This window comes from Kribbella sp. NPDC051586 (genome assembly GCF_044453965.1).
GTDB lineage: Bacteria > Actinomycetota > Actinomycetes > Propionibacteriales > Kribbellaceae > Kribbella.
The window spans coordinates 1,115,070-1,134,223 of record NZ_JBITDF010000001.1 but is presented as its reverse complement, the minus strand read 5'-3'; the positions used below and the strand labels follow the sequence as shown (position 1 = coordinate 1,134,223).

General features: G+C 67.8%; 20 protein-coding genes. 9 read left to right on the top strand and 11 right to left on the bottom strand.

From position 1 onward, the window contains the following. Positions 1 to 23: 23 nt before the first annotated feature. The gene (locus tag ACIA58_RS05550; protein WP_396402380.1) at positions 24 to 719 is read right to left on the bottom strand and encodes a GntR family transcriptional regulator; all 696 of its coding nucleotides are present in this window, start codon (positions 717 to 719) and stop codon (positions 24 to 26) included. Positions 720 to 821: 102 nt separating this feature from the next. Between ACIA58_RS05550 and ACIA58_RS05545 the strand changes: the two genes are divergently transcribed. From ACIA58_RS05545 to ACIA58_RS05520, 6 genes are read left to right on the top strand one after another with little or no spacing between them, the layout of a single operon-like run. Then, complete coding sequence (locus tag ACIA58_RS05545) at positions 822 to 1,907, top strand: sugar ABC transporter substrate-binding protein (protein ID WP_396402379.1); 1,086 nt, start codon at positions 822 to 824, stop codon at positions 1,905 to 1,907. Next, positions 1,904 to 2,992 carry a mandelate racemase/muconate lactonizing enzyme family protein gene (locus tag ACIA58_RS05540; RefSeq protein WP_396402378.1) on the top strand — a complete coding sequence of 363 codons (1,089 nt, stop codon included), beginning with the start codon at positions 1,904 to 1,906 and terminating at the stop codon, positions 2,990 to 2,992. Before ACIA58_RS05545 ends, ACIA58_RS05540 begins: the two co-directional genes overlap by 4 nt. Further along, positions 2,989 to 4,059 carry an ABC transporter permease gene (locus ACIA58_RS05535; RefSeq protein ID WP_396402377.1) on the top strand — a complete coding sequence of 357 codons (1,071 nt, stop codon included), beginning with the start codon at positions 2,989 to 2,991 and terminating at the stop codon, positions 4,057 to 4,059. The genes ACIA58_RS05540 and ACIA58_RS05535 overlap by 4 nt, the downstream gene beginning before the upstream one ends. Beyond that, on the top strand, positions 4,056 to 5,051 hold the full coding sequence (locus ACIA58_RS05530; RefSeq protein WP_396402376.1) for an ABC transporter permease: 996 nt from the start codon (positions 4,056 to 4,058) through the stop codon (positions 5,049 to 5,051). The genes ACIA58_RS05535 and ACIA58_RS05530 overlap by 4 nt, the downstream gene beginning before the upstream one ends. Next, positions 5,048 to 6,565 carry a sugar ABC transporter ATP-binding protein gene (locus tag ACIA58_RS05525; RefSeq protein ID WP_396402375.1) on the top strand — a complete coding sequence of 506 codons (1,518 nt, stop codon included), beginning with the start codon at positions 5,048 to 5,050 and terminating at the stop codon, positions 6,563 to 6,565. The genes ACIA58_RS05530 and ACIA58_RS05525 overlap by 4 nt, the downstream gene beginning before the upstream one ends. After that, positions 6,562 to 7,401 carry an amidohydrolase family protein gene (locus ACIA58_RS05520; RefSeq protein ID WP_396402374.1) on the top strand — a complete coding sequence of 280 codons (840 nt, stop codon included), beginning with the start codon at positions 6,562 to 6,564 and terminating at the stop codon, positions 7,399 to 7,401. The genes ACIA58_RS05525 and ACIA58_RS05520 overlap by 4 nt, the downstream gene beginning before the upstream one ends. Positions 7,402 to 7,412: 11 nt before the next feature. On the opposite strand, the gene ACIA58_RS05515 is transcribed toward ACIA58_RS05520, so the two are convergent. The 4 genes from ACIA58_RS05515 to ACIA58_RS05500 are packed head-to-tail and all read right to left on the bottom strand — an operon-like array spanning position 7,413 to position 11,190. Next, positions 7,413 to 8,501: a DNA polymerase IV gene (locus ACIA58_RS05515; protein WP_396402373.1), complete on the bottom strand. Its 1,089-nt coding sequence runs from the start codon at positions 8,499 to 8,501 to the stop codon at positions 7,413 to 7,415. Positions 8,502 to 8,519: 18 nt separating this feature from the next. Continuing rightward, positions 8,520 to 9,362, bottom strand: coding sequence for an ABC transporter permease (locus ACIA58_RS05510; RefSeq protein ID WP_396402372.1), 843 nt, complete (start codon positions 9,360 to 9,362; stop codon positions 8,520 to 8,522). Continuing rightward, positions 9,359 to 10,171 (bottom strand): ABC transporter permease, encoded by an 813-nt coding sequence (locus ACIA58_RS05505; protein ID WP_396402371.1) that lies wholly within the window; start codon positions 10,169 to 10,171, stop codon positions 9,359 to 9,361. The genes ACIA58_RS05510 and ACIA58_RS05505 overlap by 4 nt, the downstream gene beginning before the upstream one ends. Then, positions 10,168 to 11,190 (bottom strand): ATP-binding cassette domain-containing protein, encoded by a 1,023-nt coding sequence (locus ACIA58_RS05500; protein WP_396402370.1) that lies wholly within the window; start codon positions 11,188 to 11,190, stop codon positions 10,168 to 10,170. Before ACIA58_RS05500 ends, ACIA58_RS05505 begins: the two co-directional genes overlap by 4 nt. 300 nt (positions 11,191 to 11,490) lie before the next feature. On the opposite strand from ACIA58_RS05500, the gene ACIA58_RS05495 reads away from it, so the two are divergent. Then, on the top strand, positions 11,491 to 12,336 hold the full coding sequence (locus ACIA58_RS05495; protein ID WP_396402369.1) for an alpha/beta fold hydrolase: 846 nt from the start codon (positions 11,491 to 11,493) through the stop codon (positions 12,334 to 12,336). Here the strand turns inward: ACIA58_RS05495 and ACIA58_RS05490 are convergent. Further along, entirely contained in the window at positions 12,305 to 12,769 is a 465-nt protein-coding gene (locus tag ACIA58_RS05490) for a GNAT family N-acetyltransferase (protein WP_396402368.1), read from the bottom strand. The genes ACIA58_RS05495 and ACIA58_RS05490 overlap by 32 nt on opposite strands. 69 nt (positions 12,770 to 12,838) lie before the next feature. On the opposite strand from ACIA58_RS05490, the gene ACIA58_RS05485 reads away from it, so the two are divergent. Continuing rightward, a complete protein-coding gene (locus ACIA58_RS05485; protein ID WP_396402367.1) occupies positions 12,839 to 13,249 on the top strand; it encodes a PaaI family thioesterase in 411 nt (136 codons plus the stop codon). On the opposite strand, the gene ACIA58_RS05480 is transcribed toward ACIA58_RS05485, so the two are convergent. Further along, positions 13,246 to 13,524, bottom strand: coding sequence for a zf-TFIIB domain-containing protein (locus tag ACIA58_RS05480; protein ID WP_396402366.1), 279 nt, complete (start codon positions 13,522 to 13,524; stop codon positions 13,246 to 13,248). The genes ACIA58_RS05485 and ACIA58_RS05480 overlap by 4 nt on opposite strands. Before the next feature lie 63 nt (positions 13,525 to 13,587). Then, complete coding sequence (locus ACIA58_RS05475) at positions 13,588 to 15,489, bottom strand: penicillin-binding transpeptidase domain-containing protein (protein ID WP_396402365.1); 1,902 nt, start codon at positions 15,487 to 15,489, stop codon at positions 13,588 to 13,590. A 230-nt stretch (positions 15,490 to 15,719) separates the two neighbouring features. Here ACIA58_RS05475 and ACIA58_RS05470 point away from each other — a divergent pair, with 230 nt between their 5' ends. Further along, positions 15,720 to 16,049, top strand: coding sequence for an L-rhamnose mutarotase (locus ACIA58_RS05470; RefSeq protein WP_396402364.1), 330 nt, complete (start codon positions 15,720 to 15,722; stop codon positions 16,047 to 16,049). On the opposite strand, the gene ACIA58_RS05465 is transcribed toward ACIA58_RS05470, so the two are convergent. From ACIA58_RS05465 to ACIA58_RS05455, 3 genes are all read right to left on the bottom strand, one after another. Beyond that, positions 16,046 to 16,936, bottom strand: coding sequence for a TIGR03620 family F420-dependent LLM class oxidoreductase (locus tag ACIA58_RS05465; protein ID WP_396402363.1), 891 nt, complete (start codon positions 16,934 to 16,936; stop codon positions 16,046 to 16,048). The two genes, ACIA58_RS05470 and ACIA58_RS05465, sit on opposite strands and share 4 nt — an antisense overlap. Positions 16,937 to 16,970: 34 nt before the next feature. Further along, positions 16,971 to 17,678 carry a pirin family protein gene (locus ACIA58_RS05460; protein WP_396402362.1) on the bottom strand — a complete coding sequence of 236 codons (708 nt, stop codon included), beginning with the start codon at positions 17,676 to 17,678 and terminating at the stop codon, positions 16,971 to 16,973. Positions 17,679 to 17,744: 66 nt separating this feature from the next. Further along, positions 17,745 to 19,151, bottom strand: a complete 1,407-nt coding sequence (locus tag ACIA58_RS05455; RefSeq protein ID WP_396402361.1) for a S1C family serine protease — start codon at positions 19,149 to 19,151, stop codon at positions 17,745 to 17,747. Positions 19,152 to 19,154 lie beyond the last annotated feature (3 nt).

The following is a 19,154-nucleotide window of genomic DNA, read 5'->3' as shown; positions in this document are numbered from 1 at the left end:
ATGTCTCCCTGAGTCAGCAGATGTCAGGCCTGGTCGAACATGGGACGCAACCGGGCGCGCGAGGCCTCGATGTGGGACCGCATGGCCGCGGCCGCCTCCTCCGGGTTGCCCTTGCGGACCGCGGTCACCACTACCTTGTGCTCTCGCAACGCCTTCGTCGCGATGCCGCCACCGTAGTACAGCCGGAACAGGTGGAGGTGGCAGTGTGTCCGCTGGAAGGACAGCCGGGCCGTCTCGTTGCCGGACAGCTCGAGAACCAGGTCGTGGAACCGCTGGTCGTGCGCCGCCATCGCCCGGTAGCTCTCGTACGACGGGCGGTCCGGTACGTCGGTGTAGCTGAGCATCTCGGCCTTCAACCGGGCCAGGTCCTCGGAACCGGCCCGCTCGGCGGCCCGCCCGGCTGCCCATGGCTCGACGTGCAGGCGGTACTCGAACAGGTCCTCGAACTCCTCGCGGGTCAGCCGGGACGACACCCGGTACCCGCGCAGCGGCTCCTTGATCACCAGACCGTCGGACTCGAGCCGCGCCAGCGACTCCCGGATCGGGGTCTGGGAGATGCCCAGCTCGCGGGTCAGCGCGTCGATGTTCAGCCGGGTGCCCGGCTCGACCACGCTGTCCATGATCAGGCCCTTGACCGTTTCGTACACGTCGTCGCTCAGCACCTGTCGCTGGGGCAGGCGGGCGAGCTGCCCGGCCAGCCCAACATGCGCATCCGTCACTGTCACTCCTCCCGGAACGCTCATTCTGCCCCACACTTGACGGCTCCAGTGTGAAGCGGGAGCATCAGGTACGCAATATCCTATAGGATCTGGAGCCGCCCCATGATCGTCAGATTCCGCCGGACCGCGGTGTTCGTGGCCGCCGTCGCGCTGGTTGCCGGTTGTACGACCAAGAACTCGAACGACACCGGCGGCGCCACCGCCGGCGACGACGCGTCCACGTCGACCTCGTCCGGACCGGTGACGCTGAAGGACGGGTCGAAGGTGAAGCTTGCCCTCATCCCGGGCGGCGCGCACCCGTATTTCCAGCCGTGGAAGACCACCGGCCAGCAGGACAAGACCGAGTTCAAGCTCGGCGACGTGACGTTCAACGAGACCGGCGAGTGGGACCAGGGCAAGCAGAACAACGTGATCAACTCGCTGGCCGCGCAGGGGTACAACGCGTTCGGCATCTTCGGCGTGTCGCCGACCGACATCAACTCGACCTTCGAGGATCTGAAGGCGAAGGGATTCGCCGTCGGTTCGCTGGCGTCGTGCCCGGCCGGTGACACCAACTCGGCCGACTTCTGCCTGTCCACCGACGTCGAGACCGCGGCGTACAAGGCGACCAAGGCGACGATCGAGGCGATCGGCGGCTCAGGCACGATCGTCCACCTGACCGGCAACAACGTCGACTCGAACACCCAGCGCCGGATCGCCGGCGTGAAGAAGGCGATCGCCGAGACGAACGGCAAGGTCACCGAGCTGCCCGTCATCACCGACATCGACAAGGACCTGTCCACCGCGCAGAAGGCGGTCGCGGACCTGCTCGCATCCAAGGGCAAGGACATCAAGGGCATCGTGACCACGGCGTACAACCCGGCCGTGGCCGCCGCCGACGGTGTTGCCAGCAGCAAGCTTCCGATCAAGGTGGTGGCGATCGACGACGACGCGAAGATCCTGGCCGGTATCAAGTCCGGCGGGGTCGCCGCGACCGTCACGCAGAACCCGGTCGGCCAGGCGTACGTCGGCGGCTGGCTGCTCGCGCTGCTCCAGTCCAAGCAGTGCACGATGAAGGACCCCGGCGTGATCGTCGACTCCGGGTCCTTCGTGGTCACCAAGGCCAACGTCGACACGTACGACCAGGAGCGGCAGGCCAAGACCAAAGAGCTCCAGACCGAGTTCGTCAAGCACCTGAGCTGCCAGTGAGCACGATCACCGAGGCGGAGGCGTACCTGGTCGATCTCGAGGTCGAGACGGTACGCACCGACGCCGTACAAGCGTTCCTGAAGCAGGAGACGATCTTCGTCTCTTTGTCGACAAGTGACGGGCTCACGGGTCTCGGGTACTCGTACACGATCGGCACTGGCGGCACCGCAGTACTAGCGCTGTTGCGGGACCACCTGCTGCCCAGACTGGTCGGCAAGGACGCACGGAACGTCGAAGAGCTCTGGTCCGACCTCTTCTGGTCCACGCATGCCACCACTGTCGGTGCGATCACGTCACTCGCGCTGGCGGCCGTAGACACCGCATTGTGGGACCTGCGGTGTCTACGGGCCAGTGAGCCGCTCTGGCGGCTGGCTGGCGGTTTCCGGCAGCAGGTGCCGCTGTACGACACCGAGGGCGGTTGGTTGCACCTGACAACCGACGAGCTGGTCGCGGGCGCACTGGCGTCGCAGAAGGCCGGCTGGCCCGGTGTGAAGCTCAAGGTCGGCAAACCGCGGGTGCATGAGGACCTGGAGCGGCTCCGCGCAGTACGAGACGCTGTGGGGCCGTCGATGGACATCATGGTCGATGCGAACCAGTCCATGACGTACGCCGAGGCGAAGCGCCGGGCTGCCGCGTTCGAAACGGTAGACCTCTCCTGGTTCGAGGAACCGCTACCGGCTGACGACGTGACCGGGCATGTGCGGTTGGCCGAGTCGACGTCGATCCCGATCGCGGTAGGGGAGTCGCTGTACTCCGTGTCGCAGTTCCGCGAGTACGTCGCCTCCGGTGGCGCCGGGATCGTGCAGGTGGACGTGGCGCGGATCGGTGGGATCACGCCGTGGCTCAAGGTCGCGCATCTGGCCGAGGCGTTCAACCTCGAGGTCTGTCCGCATTTCCTGATGGAGCTGCACGTCAGTCTGACCGCTGCGGTGCCGAACGGACGGTACGTCGAGCACATCCCGCAGCTGCGGGCGATCACGAGGTCAGAGATGGCTGTGGTCGACGGACATGCGGTAGCTCCCGACGTACCCGGTCTGGGGATCGACTGGGACCAGGGCGCGATCGACGAGCGGCGTGTCGGATGAGCGTCTCCTCTACCGCCACGGAGGCGCTGCAGGAGGACGCTCCGGCTGCGGAGGTCCGGCGTACGCCGTGGTGGGCCAATCAGCGGATCGGACTGCTGCTCCTGGTGGTGTTGCTGTCCGCACTGTTCGGGGTGCTGCGGCCGGCGTTCTTCAACCAGCAGCTGGTGGTGTTCCCGCTGCTGCGGGACATCGCGATGTTCACCGTGGTCGGGCTGGCGCAGCTGAGTGTGCTGTCGATCGGCCACATGAACCTGGCCGTCGGGCGGATGGCCGCGTTCTCGATGATGATCACCGGCATCTCGTACGACCTGTGGCACTTCGGGCTGTACGCCGGGTTGCTGGTCGGACTGATCGCGGGTACGGCGATCGGCGCGCTCGCGGGCTGGGTGATCGCCCGTACCGGGGTGAACTCGTTCGTGGTGACGCTGGCGCTGGACTTCCTGCTGCTGGGACTGATCCCGCTGGTGTACACGGCGTTGACCGACAACGCGGCGTTCGTGACCAAGCCGGCGGGGATGCGGGAACTGCGCAACTACTCGCTGGCGGACATCTGCGTCGGGAACCTGTGCGGCTCCCCGGCCGTGCCACAGTTGGCGATCTTCGCGGTCGTGGCGATGGCCGTCGTCGGGTGGATCTTCGCCCGGACGCGGCTCGGTCGCGAACTGTTGATGACTGGCTCGTCGGTCCGTGCCGCTGAGCTGTCCGGCATCCCCACCGCTCGCCGGGTGATCGTCGCGCACGCCATGTCCGGCTGTCTGGCCGCCCTGGCCGGGTTCATGCTCGCCGTCTCCACCGGCTCGATCAAGGCCACTATCGGCGAGGAGTTCATGCTCCCGTCCTTCCTCGGCCCCATCCTCGGCGGCACCCTGCTGGCCGGCGGCTTCGTCTCCATCTGGGGCACCCTGCTGGGCACCGCCCTGACCACAGTCATCCGCAAAGGCCTCGACCTACTGGGCGTAGGCCTGGAAAGCCTCAACATCTACCTCGGCCTGATCCTGCTGCTCGCCCTGTCCACCGACCGGGTCCGAACAGTCCTGTCCGAGCGACAGGAGGTGCGACGACGATGAACCGTTTCGTGCGCTCCACCGAGATGACCTTGCTCGTCATCTGTGTGGTGTTCTTCGTGTTCTTGGTGATCGCCTCGAAGGGTGAATTGGTCTCGGCGAATTCCTTGAGAGTGCTGCTTCAGTTCCTTGCGGTGCCGGTTCTGATCGGGTTGGCTCAAATGGTGGTTCTGGCAGTGGGACAGCTCAACCTGGCCGTCGGCGCGATCGGTGGATTCGCCGCGGCCGCGATGGGCGTGCTCATGGCCGACCACGGCGTTCCGGTCCCGCTCGCGCTCCTGATCGGCTTCCTGCTCGCGGCGGTCGCCGGCCTGATCAACGGAGTACTCGTCGTCCTCACCCGCATCAACGGATTCATCGTCACACTGGCGACGATGACCGTCCTGATCGGCGTGCAGTACCGCCTCGTCGGCACGCGGACGGTCGACGCCTATCCCCAAGGGCTGAAGGACTTCGGGTCGTCCGCGCTCTTCGGCGTACTGCCGTGGATCTTCATCGTCGCCCTGATCGTCGCGGGCGCGCTGTCGGTGCTGCTCCGCCGAACCGTCCCCGGCCGGCAACTGCTGGCCTCCGGCGGCAACCCGATCGCGGCCCGGCTGTCCGGCATCTCGAACGACCGCTCCGTGATCATTGCCCACACTCTCTCCGGCGCGGTCCTCGGCATCGCCGCGATCCTCACCGTCGCGTCCTCGCCGGGCGTGAACAAGAGCATCGGCGGCGACTGGCTGCTGCCGTCGTTCGCGGCGCCGATCATCGGCGGCGCGTTGCTCACCGGCGGATCCGTCGTCGTGCTGGGGACCGTGCTCGCCGCGTTCATCGTGCGGTTCGTGGACACGGCGCGGGCGCAGTTCTCGCTCGAGCCGTCCTGGGTGAACTTCGTCGTCGGCGCGGTTGTCCTCGGTTCGGTGGTTCTGGGCCAGGTCAGGACCCGCCGGCAACAACGCCGTACGGTCGTGAAAGCGCCCGACGCCACGGTGGCGGGGGGTGTGTCATGACGCTGTTCCAGGCCGAGAAGGTCGATAAGGTCTTCCCCGGCGTGCGGGCGCTGGACCGGGTCCATCTCGCCCTCGAGGCGGGATCGGTGCACGCGCTGCTCGGTGAGAACGGCGCCGGCAAGTCGACGCTGATCAAGGTGATCACCGGCCTCTACCGTCCCGACGGTGGCCGGTTGCTGCTGGACGGGCGCGAGGTGTCGTTCGGCTCGCCGCACGAGTCGGCCTCGGCCGGCATCGGTGTCGTCCACCAGGAGCGCAACCTCATCCCCGGCTTCACGGTCGGGGAGAACATCCTGCTGCAGAAGCTGCCGACGTCCAATGGCCTGGTCGATCGTGCCGCGATCCGTTCGGAGGCGTCGCGCTGGCTGGGCGAGCTCGAGCTCGACATCGATCCGGACCAGCCGGTGACCGAGCTGTCCGTCGCACAGGCGCAGCTCGTCGAGATCGCCAAGGCGCTGTCGGTCGAGAGCCGCGTGCTGTTGCTCGACGAGCCCACGGCCTCGATCACTCCCAACGAAGCCGCATTGCTGTTCCGCGTCGTCGAGAAGCTGAAGAACGACGGGCGGGCCGTGCTCTTCGTCAGTCACAAGCTGGAGGAGGTCTTCCAGATCTGCGACACGGTCACGGTGCTGCGCGACGGTGCATCGGTGCTGTCCGGCGGTGCGCTGGCCGACCTCACGCGTGACCAGGTCGTCGATCTGATGGTTGGGCGGACCCACGAGGCGCTGTCGTTGCCGCCTCGCTCGGTCGACGTGGACGTCGCCCCGATCCTCGAGCTGTCGGGCGTGAGTACGGCGACCGGTCACGTCCACGTGGATCTCGCCGTACGGCCCGGTGAGATCGTCGGGCTGTACGGTCTCGTCGGCGCCGGGCGGAGCGAGCTGGCCAAGGCGCTGCTCGGCCTTGATCGCATCACAGCCGGCGTGGTCCGGGTGCGTGGCTCGGCCGTGCGGATCCGCAACGTGCGGGACGCGCTGCGGAACCACAAGATCGGGTACGTCACCGAGAATCGCAAGGAAGAAGGCGTCTTCCTCGAGCAATCCGTCAGCCGGAACATCGCCGTGACGATCTGGGACCGGTTGCGCAAGGCGCTCGGCTACGTCCCGGCGAAGGCGGAGACCGCGACCGTCGCGACGTACGTCGAGCAGCTCGGCATCCGGATCGCCTCGCCCGAGCAGCACGCCGGCACGTTGTCCGGCGGGAACCAGCAGAAGGTCTCGTTGGCGAAGTGGCTCGCGGCGCGGACCGAGATCCTGATCATCGACGAGCCGACCGTCGGCATCGACGTACGCACGAAGGACGCCTTCCACACGCTCATCTGGGACCTCGCGGCCAACGGGTTGGCGATCCTGCTGATCACTTCCGACCTGCCGGAGATGATCACGCTCGCCGACCGGGTCGTCGTCATGCGCGACCACGCCGTCCAGGGCGAGCTGCCGAACGACCACGACTACGACAGGATGAGCCAGCAGGTCATCCGACTGATCCACGCCGAGGGGACCACCGCAGCATGAGCAGAGTCGACGCGCATCACCACGTCTGGGACCTCAGCGTTCGGGAGCAGACCTGGATGGTAGGCCCGGAGATGGACCCGATCCGGCAGAGCTTCTCGATCGAGGACCTTGCGCCGTTGGCGGCGGCGGCCGACGTCACGTCGACCGTGCTGGTCCAGACGGTCGGGCTGGTCGAGGAGACCGTCGAGTTCCTGGAGCTTGCCGCTGGCAACGACCTTGTTGCCGGGGTGGTCGGCTGGATCGATCTCACGGCCGAGGACATCGGTGAAGCTCTCGACGGTCTGCTGTCGCGCCCCGACGGCTCCTACCTGAAGGCGATCCGCCACCAGGTCCACGACGAGCCGGACAACGACTGGCTGCTGCGCGCCGACGTACAACGTGGTTTGGCAGCCATTGCTGACGCCGGGCTCGCCTACGACCTCCTGACGAAGACGCCCCAGCTCCCTGCCGCGATCCAGACCGCGCGGGAGCTGCCGCAGCTCAGCTTCGTCGTCGACCACATCTCCAAGCCGGTCATCGGCGAGCCGCTGGACCCCTGGGCTGCCCAACTCCGCGAGCTCGCTGCTCACCCCAACGTCACCTGCAAGCTGTCCGGCATGGTCACCGAGGCTCCCTGGACCACCTGGAAACCCGCGGACCTCCAGCCGTACGCCGACGTAGTGCTCGATGCCTTCGGCCCCGACCGAGTCATGTTCGGCTCCGACTGGCCGGTCTGCTTGCTGGCCGCCTCCTACGACCAGGTCGTCGAAACCGCAGCAACCCTCACCTCCAACCTCACCCCTGACGAGCGCTCTGCAATCTTCAGCACAACCGCCACCCGGACGTACAAGCTGTAGCTGGAGAGTCCTCACTCAACAGCGTCAGGAGGGACGAACTCGACGCGGACGCCGAGTAGGCGGATCGGGCGGCGGATCTCGAACTTTTCCAGGAGTTCCAGGGCCGTGGTCGCGATGACTTCGGGGTCCTGGGTCGGGGATTTGAGTTTGCGGCTCTTGATCGGTGTGTAGAAGCTGATGAAGCGGAGCTTCACCCAGACGCGCTGGATGGTGCGGCCGTCGGCGACGACCTCGCGGGTGACCTCTTCGGCGATGCGACGGAGTTCGCGTTGGATGTCAGCGAGCTCGACCAGGTCGGCGGGGAACGTCTCCTCGTGGCTGCGCGAGACGGGTTCGCGCGGGACGTCGGTGACCTGGGTGTCGCCGAGCCCTCGGCCGAGGGCGGCGTACCAGGCGCCCATCTTGGGGCCGAAGCGCTTCTTCAGGGCCTCGACATCGGCGGCGGCGAGGTCGGCGACGGTGGTGATGCCGAGCTCGTTGAGGTTCTTCTCCATCCGGCTGCCGATGCCCCAGAGGTCGCGGATGGGACGATCGTCCATGACGGAGCGCCAGTTGGCGGCCGTGAGGCGGTAGATGCCCGCCGCGGACCCTTCGCCGGCGCCGACGAAGGGTTCGGCGTGCGAGCGGGAGTGCTTGGCGAAGTTGGTGGCCAGCTTGGCCCGGGTCTTGTTGTCGCCGATGCCGACCGCGCAGGTCAGCGAGGTCCGCTCCTCCACGGCGGCGCGGAGCGAGACGGCCAGCGCCTCCGGATCGTCGGTCTCCGCGCCGACGAAGCACTCGTCCCAGCCCCACACCTCCACCACGACCGGGAACGAGCGCAGCACGTCCATCACCTCGGTCGAGGCCGCGTCGTACGCAGCCGGGTCCGACGGGAGGAATACCGCCTGTGGGCACTTCTTGTACGCAGCCCGCACCGGCATCCCGGAATGTACGCCGTACTCGCGCGCCTCGTACGACGCGGTGGCGACCACCTGCCGTGGTTGGGTCGGATCGCCGGACCCGCCCACCACGACAGGTAGCCCACGCAGCTCAGGCCGCCGCCGGATCTCCACGGCCGCGATGAACTGATCCATGTCCACGTGCAGGACCCACCAGCTCATACCGCACAGGTAACCACATCAGCTCGACGCACTGGAGTAGGTCAGCAACCCGCGCCGCCACACCAAGCGGACTAGTGACATTGCCACTATGGCCAGCCCGACGCCGAGCGCAACCGGTCCCCAACCCAGATCGCCGGCCAACGCGCGGATCGGGAACGTCGTCGCGAACGCCACCGGGAACGCGAACGTCAGGAACGTCCGCACCGCGACCGGGAAGAACACCAACGGGTACCGCCCGGCCTCCACCATGCTCAGGTAGACCACCCCGATCGGGTTCACCGACTGCAGCCAGAACGCCAGGAACGACATCGCCGACCAGACCGCGGTCAGCAACACCAACCCGCAGGCGACCAGCACGACGGCCTTCAGCACCTGCCCCGCATCAGGACCGAGATCGGACTGCACCAGCCCGATCACGAGCACAACGATGCCGCTGGCAACGTTCGTCAGTTCGGCGACGTTGATCCAGCGCAGGGTCAGGTAGAACTGGCTTGACACCGGCCGCAGCAGGACGCCGTCCAGCTCGCCCTCGGTCAGGTACGTCGTCATCCGGTTCAGGTTCGGCGCGACGAACGTGGCAATCAGCCCGGTGACGATCTGGTACACGCCGACCAGCGCGATCACCTCCGCCCGCGACCACCCGTGCACCTCCTGGGTGAAACCGAACAGCAGCAGCGTCGGCACGATCCCCAGGCCCAGTTGCACGAGACCCACGAGCAGCGTGGTCAGGAAATGCGCGCGATAGTGCGTCTCGCGGACGACCGCCTGCGCGAAGAACCGCCGCCACAGCCGGACGTGCCGCCACTGCTTGCGCAACCAGTTCGCATCGAGCGGCTGCAGCTCCTCGGCGTATGTGCTCATGCGCCCACCGCCGAGTAGGTGCGGATCCCGGCCGCCCAGACCAGTCGGGCAACCACTCCGAGCACGACGACGTACCCGAGCTGGATCCCCAGCCCGGCGGCCAACTCGCTGCCGGTCAGCTGACCGGCGACGATCTCGACCGGGAACGACACCGTGTACCGGAACGGCTGGTGGTCGACGAAGCCTCGCGACCAGGACGGCATCAGCGCCAGCGGTACGACCGCGCCGGACAGCACACTCGCGATGATCACCCGGGCCTGCACGAGCGCGCCGACGTCGTCCATCCAGAACGCCAGCGCCGCGATCAGGATGTCGATCGTGAACACCAGGATCGCCCCGAGGCCGATGCTCAGCGCGAACAGCATCCACCGGCCGGCGCCGGCCGGGATGTTCATCGAGTCGCGGAAGATCCACCAGACGATGCCGATCATCGGCACCAGCGCGAACAGCTTCAGGAACTTCTCGGACAGGTTGTTCGCGACGAACCCGACCAGCAACGACGCCGGCCGCACCATCCAGCTGGACAGCTTGCCGAGTCGGATGTCGTTCGCGAGGAACGCCGCCATCCACGACGACGTCGCCATCGTGACGAAGCCGAGCAGTACGAAGTACGTCGTGATGTACTGCTCGTCGACCGGGAGCTGAGCGCCGTTCGCGAGCGCGGTCCGCCAGATGAGCAGCGAGATGATCGGCATGCAGATGTTGGCCAGCATGAAGATGATCCACGCGCCGCGGTACACCGACTGCTGCGCGATCTCGGCCGCCGTCATCCGCCGGACGACGCGGAGGTTGCGGGTGAGCGTGCTCATGACGCCCCTCCCAGCGTGCTGCGGCGGAGGAACAGGTCGCGCATGATGTCCTCGACATCCGCGTCCGCGACGTCGAGATCGACCAGCGGGCCGAGCCGGGTCAGCTGCTCCATCACGAAGCCGGCCCGCTCCCGATCGGCTTCGAGCTTCACCGTCTGGCCGTCGACGTCGACCCCGGTCACACCGTCCAGCCCGGCGAGGCGCGCGCCGTCGACCGGCGTCGCGTACGTCGCCCGCACGAGCTTGCGCGGCTGCGCCGTCCGGACCAGGTCGTCCAGGCCGCCGTCGAACTGCAGGCGGCCGTGGTCGATGATCATCACCCGCGAGCAGAGCGCCTCGATGTCGTCCATGTCGTGGCTGGTGATCAGGATCGTCGTACCGCGGAGCCGGTTGACGTCGGCGAGGAAGGACCGGACACGGGCCTTGGCGACCACGTCGAGCCCGATCGTCGGCTCGTCGAGGAACAGGATCTCCGGGCCGTGGACCAGCGCGGCCATCAGCTCGAGCTTCATCCGCTCACCGAGCGAGGTCTTGCGGACCTGGACGTTGAGCAGATGCTCGACCTCGAGCAGCTCCGCGAGCTCGGCGACGTTGCGATCGAACTCCGCGGTGGACAAGCCGTACATGTCCTTGTGCAGCAGGAGGCTCTCCATCGCCGGCACGTCCCACCAGAGCATCGTCTTCTGGCCCATGACCAGCGCGATCCGGCGCAGGTAGTCGTGCTTGCGATCCGACGGCGTGTGGCCGAGGACCTCGAGCTCACCGGAGGTCGTGTAGAGCAGGCCGGACAGCATCTTCAGTGTGGTCGTCTTGCCGGCGCCGTTCGGCCCGAGCAGGCCGACGACCTCGCCGCGGTTGATGCCGAAGGTGACCCGGTCGACCGCGAGCCGGGTCTCGTACTTGCGCTTCACCAGGCTTTTCAGGGCTCCGCCGAGGCCGGCGGTCTGCTGGTGGAAGGTGTAGGTCTTGGTCAGATCTTGTGCCGCGATGACAGGCGGCAAGGCAGAAACAGGCGTCACGAAGGAACACCGCTTTCGAAGGAGTCAGTTGACAGGACCGGGCAGCGCCACCGCGCAAACGCGCAGAGCGCAGGACGAGCACTTCGCCAGGAGGATTCGGCCGGGGGACTCCGAGGTCCGTCCCGGCTGCGCGATCCGGTCCGATCGCGGAGTTCGCTAACCCATATCCAGGCGGCGTGTTCTCGACATCGCTCCCTGTGGTCCTTTCGATGCGGCTACCACCGACCACCGTATGACGGCCGGAAAGCGTCGTCCAACACATTTTCACCAAATATCGAATTGATATAATATGCTTCTCATATGAACGAGATCGAGCTGTCAGCCGGAACGGTGCAGTACGTCGACAGCGGGACCGACGGCCCGGTGGTCGTCCTCCTGCACGGACTGCTGATGGATGCATCGCTCTGGGACGGCGTGATCGCCGATCTGAGCGCCGACCATCGATGCATCGCCCCGACGCTGCCGTTCGGGGCGCACCGGCGGCTGATGACCGCCGGCGCCGACCTCTCGCTGCGTGGGATCGCCGATCTGGTCGTCGAGTTCCTGGATCGGCTCGATCTGAGGGACGTCGTACTCGTCGGAAACGACACCGGAGGAGCCGTCGTGCAGCTCGTCCTGGGAGGCGACTCCAAGCGCGTCGCGCAGGCCGTGCTGGCGTCGTGCGAGGCTTTCGACAACCTGCCGCCCGGTCTGACGGGGCGCGTCCTCGCATTGTCCGGGAGGTTGTCGCCGCGGTTGTTCGGAGCGTTCATGCAGCAGCTGCGGCTCAAGGCCGTACGCCGGTCGCCGCTCGCCTTCGGGACGTTGACGAAGCGCGGCGATGCGACCACGGCGCAATGGATCAGGCCGTTGCTCGAGCAGCCCGAGCTGCGCGCGGAGACGGTGCGGATGCTCCGGGCGGTGTTCGCGGATCGAGGTGTGTTGACCGACGCTGCGGAGGACCTGCATCGCTTCGATCGACCGGCGCTCGTCGTCTGGGCTGCCGACGAGCGGGTGATGCCGGCGGACCACGGCCGTCGGCTGGCCGAGCTGTTGCCGCAGGCAAGGTTCGTGGAGGTTGCGGACAGCTACACGCTCATCGCCCTGGACCAGCCGGGGGAGTTCGCCCGGCTGATCAGAGAGCTTTGCGCATCTGCTGGGAGGTGACCGTGTAGCCGAGCGAGTCGTACAGGCCGATCGCGGTGGTGTTGTCGCCGAAGACGTTCAGGTCCAGCTGCTTGTGGCCGAGGCGGCGGCACTCCTCCTCCGCCGCGAGCATGATCGCCCGGCCGTAGCCCTTGCCGCGCTGGCTGCTGTCCACCTCAACGGCGTAGATGAACGGCACCCGCGATCCCGTGCTGATCCACAGGTTGCCTACCGGTTCGTCGCGGACCAGCGCGATCCAGATCCGCTGGTTCTCGGTGGCGGGGCCTTGCGGGAGCAGCCGCTTGGTCTCCTCGCGTGCGAACTCCAGCGCCTCGTCAGCGGTCAGCCCACGGGCTGGGCCGATCCAGGCCGCGAACGTTTCGGCGGCGCGCTCCGACCAGCTCGGGTACTCGGAATCGGTGATCGGGCGGAGCTGCACCGGTGGTGTGGTCACGCCCTGACGATAGACCCGTGCAGACCGCCGTTCACGATGCTTTGCAGCTAGTGGCATATCGTGCGGCGCGTGACGGAATTGACCCTCGAGGACGCTCAGAAGCTGTTGGCCGCGCAGCCGTTCAGTGTGCTGGTCGGGGCGCGGGTGACCGCGTTCGGGGACGGCGGCGCCACGCTGGAGCTCGACATTCGCAAGGATCTCCAGCAGCAGAACGGGTTCCTGCACGGCGGCGTCCTCGCGTACGCCGCCGACAACGCGATCACCTTCGCGGGCGGCGTCGCGCTCGGCCCGGACGTGCTGACCGGGGGATTCACGATCAGCTACCTCCGCCCGGGCCGGGGCGCGATCCTGCGGGCCGAGGCGAAGGTTGCCCACTCGGGCCGGCGTCAGGCGACGTGCACCTGCGAACTCACCACGATCGACGCCGCCGGTACACCGACGCTGTGCGCGATTGCCCAGGGCACGGTCATCGCCCGCTAGTCGAAGAGCTCCTCGAGGAAGGACTTCTTCTTCTTGCGCGGGTGCTGGTTCCCGTACCGCCGGTCGTCGTACCTGCGGTCCTCGTACCGCTTCTTCTCCTCGTAGCGAGGCTGCGGCGACGGCGAGTTGTACTGCAGCTCGGCATCGACCAGCCGCTCGAGCTCACCCCGATCGAGGAAGATCCCCCGGCACTCTCCGCACTGGTCGACGGTGACACTGTTGCGCTCGTACGACCGCATCTCGCCACGACACTTCGGACACGTCAGGCTCTCCATCCAGCAACCCTAAGTGACGATTTCCACCCGAAGGCCTACTCTCAGCGAACTCTCAGCAAGTCCTCATTTGAAGCTGGAGAGGAACGTCTTGAGGATCGGGCCGGCGGTGTGGGAGCCGGACTCGCCGCCTTCGACGATGACGGCGAACGCGACGTCGCCGCGGTAGCCGGCCATCCAGGCGTTGGTGATCACCTTGCCGCCGGAGACGAGCTCCGCGGTGCCGGTCTTCGCCGCGACCGCGCCGTTGCCGGCCAGCACCTTCGCCGTACCGCCGGTGACCGTGGTCCGCATGAACGTCCGCAGCGACGCGACAGTTGCTGCAGGCAACGGAGAGGCGGCCGCGCCGGCAGCGTCCTTGCCCGGTACGAGGACCGGCTTCATCGCCGTACCGTGGTCGACCGTCGCCGCGACCAGCGAGATCGCCAGCGGGCTCGCGGTGACCGTGCCCTGGCCGATCATCGACGCCGCCTCGGCCACGTCGTCCTTCGGCAGCGGCACCTGACCGCCGTACGCCGAGATCGACAGGTCCAGGTCCCGGCCGATGCCGAACATCGCCGCGGCCTTGGTCATCCCGTCCTTCGGCAGCCGTGCGTGCTGCGAGATGAACGCCGTGTTGCAGGACTCGTTGAACGCCTTCTGCATCGTGCCCGCGCCGTAGGCCGCCAGGCCGTCGTAGTTCTTGAACGTCTTGCCGAACACGTTGATCGTGTTCGTGCACGGCAGCGCGGTCGCGCCCGTCTCCCCACTGCCGATCAGCGCCGCCGACGTGACGATCTTGAACGTCGAACCCGGCGCGTACCGACCCTGGAACGCCCGGTTGTAGCTCGCCACGGTCGGCCCGTTCGCCGCCGCCAGGATCTGGCCGGTCGACGCCTGGACTGCGACCAGCGACGCCGGCAGCTTGCTCGTCGCCAGCGCGGCCTCGGCCGACTTCTGCATCGCCGTGTCGAGGGTGGTCTTCACCGGCTTGCCGGCGGTGCCCTTCTGGCTGAAGACGGTCTTGATCGACAACTTGGTCTTGCCGTCCCGCAGCGTGACCGTGCCGCCCGGCGTACCGGCGAGCTGCTGCTGGAACGCGTACTGCAATCCCGTCGTACCGACCTGGTCCTGCGCCGACGCGGTCGGGCCGGCGTTCTTCAGGGTGTCCGCGGTCGCGGTCTTCATCGTGCCGATCAGCGACTTGGCGAACGTCGCGGTCGGCGGCAGCGACTGCGTGCCGCCCATCGTCAGCACGCCCGGCAGCTTGCCCATCGTCGGCCGGAGCGCTTCCCACTCCTCGGCCCGGATCGTGATCGCGTCGACGAACTGCCCGGCCGGCGCCGCCTTGGCGCGCGCGGCGAGCTTCGCGCCGTCGACATCGAGGTACTTCGTGAACGCGGCGTACGTCGCCGGAGTCGCCGTCGCGCCGGAGGCGATGCCGACGATCACGACCGGCCGGTTCGCGGTCAGGGCGACGCCGTTGCGGTCCAGGATCGAGGCTCGCGCAGGCAGGGCGCGGACACGCTTGAGGTAGTTGTTGTCGCCCAGGCCGGGGTAGATGGTGTCGCCGGAGGCCTTGATCTTCCACGCGTCGCCGGTCTTCACCGCGGTCGCCGTACTCGTCCACTTCATCGCGCCGATGCCGCGCAGCTGCGCCTCGACCGCGAGCTCCTGCGTGCAGTTGTTGGCGTCGCTGCATTTCGGGTCGCCCTGCGGGGCCACCGTCACGGTGCTGGCGACCAGCGCGGTGTCGGTGTCGTCGAGCCGCTTCGCGAACACGGTCGGGTTGTCGGTGAGCGCCCCGGCCGCGTCCGGCTTCCCGTCCGGCGCCCACGCTTTCACCCACGCGTCGGCGAATTGCTTGATGACCGCGCCGGAGGCCTGCTGCTCGTCGTTGCCGGACTTCCCGCCGCCGGACTTGCTGTCCGAACAACCAGCGGTGATCAGCAGACTACTCAGGCAGACGATCGCAGTGGTTCGCTTCACTTTCCCAACTCTCGCACGACGACGGGTGGACACCGGGCACAGTCTTCGGCGTGTGGCCTCTCTGCCACGAGGGCGAAACTACTCAACCCGCCCAAGTACGACGCCGGTCCAGGCTCAGGAGTTGGCGTCAGTGGCCGGGTGAATCAGGGGCAAGTGGAAGCGCGAATCGGTCCACGGTGATTTTGGAACCGCGTTCCAGGTCTGCCGTCCGCGGCGTATTCTGCTCCTTTGTGACCCGCCTTGCGCTGCACAGCCGCCTGATTCCCGGTACCGAAGAGGCCTACGAGATCGAGCACGCTCGCGTCTGGCCGGAACTGATCACCGCGATGCACGCCGCCGGCATCAGCGACTGGTCGATCTGGCGCAGCGGCCGTGACCTCTTCCACCTGGTCGTGACCGACGACTTCGAGGCCGCCGTCGCCTACCTCCGCAACGACCCGACCGACCAGCGCTGGCAGCAACACATGAGCCAGTTCGTCGAAGGCTTCGCCCAGAACCCGGAGGGCGTCGCCGGCCAGTCCCTCCGCCACGTCTGGACGATGAGCGAACAGGCCGGCTAGGGCAGGACGGTCGACGCCAGCCCTTCCAGCTGGTCGACGGTGGCGGTGAGATCGGCCGCGAGCGGATGGATCAGCACGTGATCCGCGCCGGCGTCGAGGTGCTCGCGCACGCGTTCGGCGATCGTCGCGGCGTCGCCGTACACGAAGAGGGCGTCCAGGACCCGGTCGGCGTCGTCGGATCCGTAGCCGAAGCGGCGGAGATTCGTCACGTACGGCGAGCCGCTCGCCAGGCCGAGTAGTGGCCCGAACATGGTGCGGATCATCTCGCGCGCGGCCGTCCGGTCGTCGGTGAGGACGACGGGCTGATGCGGGATCAGCAGTTTGTCCGGCCCCATTTCCTTGCGGGCAAAGGCCGTGTGCTCGACCGGGACCATCCAGGGGTGTGCGCCGTCGGCCAGCTCCGCGGCCACGCCGAGCATCTTCGGCCCGAGAGCTGCCAGGACCGTGGGGTATGTGCCGTCCGGTGCGCCTTCGACCGCTGCCATCCGCTCCAGGTAGTCCCGCATCCGTGCGAGCGGCCGGTCGTACGTCGCCCCGACCCGCTCGACGACGCTCGCAGTACTGGCGCCGATGCCGAGAACGAACCGGTCCGGATACAACGACGCCAGTGTTGCCGCGCCGCCTCGCATCGCCTCGGGGACGCGGGCCCAGATGTTGGCGATACCGGTCCCGGCCACGAGTCGCGTGCTGCTCGCCAGGAAGTGACCGTGCCGCGCGAAGGCCTCCGCCCCGACCAGTCGTTCGCCGGTCCACAGCGATCCGTACCCCAGCGCGTCGATCCGGGCGACTTCGCGAGTCACCACCTCACCGGCGGTCGCATCCAGCGTCGTCGGCGGTACCCAAACCCCGACCCGCCCGGCCCGTCCGGGGAACTCTTGTGTTGACATGCGTGGAGTTTAGCGGAGGCGCCCTCCGTTTTGTCTAGCCGGTCATCTCCCAGACCAGCAGCTCGGCGCCGTCCGGGCCGGCGGTGACGCGATCACCGTCGGAGTCGGTCAGGCGTACGGCGTCGGCGGTGGCCAGCTCGCCGGCGCCTTCGAGGGTTGCCGTGCCTGTCGCTACGAACAGGTGGACGTACCGCGCGGCGGGCAGCTCGATGGTCCGGCCGGGGGCGAGGCGGGCGACGGACATGCCCGCGGCGGGCTGGTTGAGGTGGATCGCGGTGCTCGCAGCGTGCCTCGCCAGCCCCGACGCAACCGGGATCAGCTCGCCGGTGGAGAGGTCGAGCTCCGTCTGCTCGTACGACGGCGGCAGGTCGAACCGCTCCGGCCGGACCCACATCTGGATGTAGTGAACGGGCTCAGCCCCGTCGTTCCACTCCGAATGCCGGATCCCCGACCCGGCACTCATCCGCTGCGCCAGCCCCGGGTAGACCAGCCCGCTGTTCCCCTCCGAGTCCCGATGCGCCAGCGCACCCCGCAGTACCCAGGTCACAATCTCCAGATCCTGATGCGGATGCGCCCCAAACCCGGTGCCCGGAGCAACAGTCTCGTCGTTGTGCGCCACCAGGAACCCGAACCCCACGTTCGCCGGATCGTAGTGCTCCCCGAACGAGAACGAATGCCGCGAGTCCAGCCACCCGCTCGCAGTCCGAAACCGCTCACCCGCCCGCAGGATCTGCACAGTCATGACACAAGTAAAAGGGACTGCGCCGCTCGGTGGGCGGCGCAGTCCCGGTTCTGGTATGACGGTTTGTCAGCCGGTGGGGTTCCCGTTGTCGGAGCCGAGGGTGGCTTTGATGGACTGGGGTTTGCCGTTGCGGGTGACCGTGAGAGTTACTTGATCGCCCGGGCGGTGCGAACGGACTGTGGCGACCAACGCGTCCCCTGACGCGATCGCCTTGCCGTCTACAGCAGTCACCACATCACCTGACTGCAGACCGGCTTTGTCCGCCGCACCGCCGGACGTGACCTCGCCAAGGCGTGCTCCGTTGGTGAGCCCGTCGGAAGCCTGCGCGTCGCCGACCGTCACACCGAGCCGCGCATGCGTGGCCTTGCCCTTGGCCACCAGCTCGTCGACGATCGGCTTGGCCTGGTCGATCGGGATAGCGAACCCCAGGCCGATGTTCCCGCCTTCGGATTGTCCCGATCCGCCGGCGGTTTTGATCGCGCTGTTGATACCGACCACCTGGCCGGCGAGGTCGATCAGAGCGCCGCCGGAGTTCCCCGGATTGATCGCGGCGTCCGTCTGGATTGCTGGGAAGACTGTCGTGCTGTCCTGCTGCTCGTCGCCCGACGTCACCGGGCGGTTCAGCGCCGAGACGATACCGCTGGTCACGGTCGCCTCCAGGCCGAACGGCGAACCGATCGCCACCACGCCCTGCCCGACCGCCAGCTTGCCGCTCGAACCCAGCGTGGCCGGGGTCAGGTCGGTCGCGTCGGCGTGGATCACGGCGAGGTCGGTGAGCGGGTCGGTGCCCTTGACGGTGGCGTTGACCGTGCGGCCGTCGTTCAGCATGACGGTGATCGTGGCGCCCTGGCCGGCACCCGCGACCACGTGGTTGTTGGTGACGATCAGGCCGTCCTTGCTGATCACGATGCCGGACCCGGTCGCGGCGCCCTGCGAGTTGGCGACGGCGATCTTCACCACGCTCGGCAGCACCTTGGCCGCGGCGCTCTGCACCGAGCCGTCCGGCGCGGCCGCCGGTGCGGCCTGGTTGCCGCTCAGCGGCGCTGTCACCGACGGAGTGTTCGTGCTGTGGTCGTTGGTCGCGGAGTACACCGCCGCACCGCCGACGCCACCAGCCAGACCGACCAGCAGCGCCGTCAGCGCCACCAAGGCCAGACCGGCCCGCTTCTTCGGCTTCTCCGCGGTAGCGGTGCCCGGCTGCGGTCCGAAGGGCCAGTTCGGGCCCGGAGACGTCCCCTGATGCGTCCCCGGCGCCCCGAACTGCGGATAAGCACCCCCACCTGTGGGGTACTGTCCCGGCCGCTGCCCCTGCGGCCCCGATTCCTGCCTCTGCTGACCCGGCTGACCACCCTGCGGCGCGAACTGCTGTTGCTGGTGCTGCCCGTACATCGGCAACTGCTGCGTACGCTCCGGCCCCTGCGGGCCTGGCGGGTTCTGGCCGGGCTGGTTCTGCGGCGGCTGGTTCTCGGTCATGAC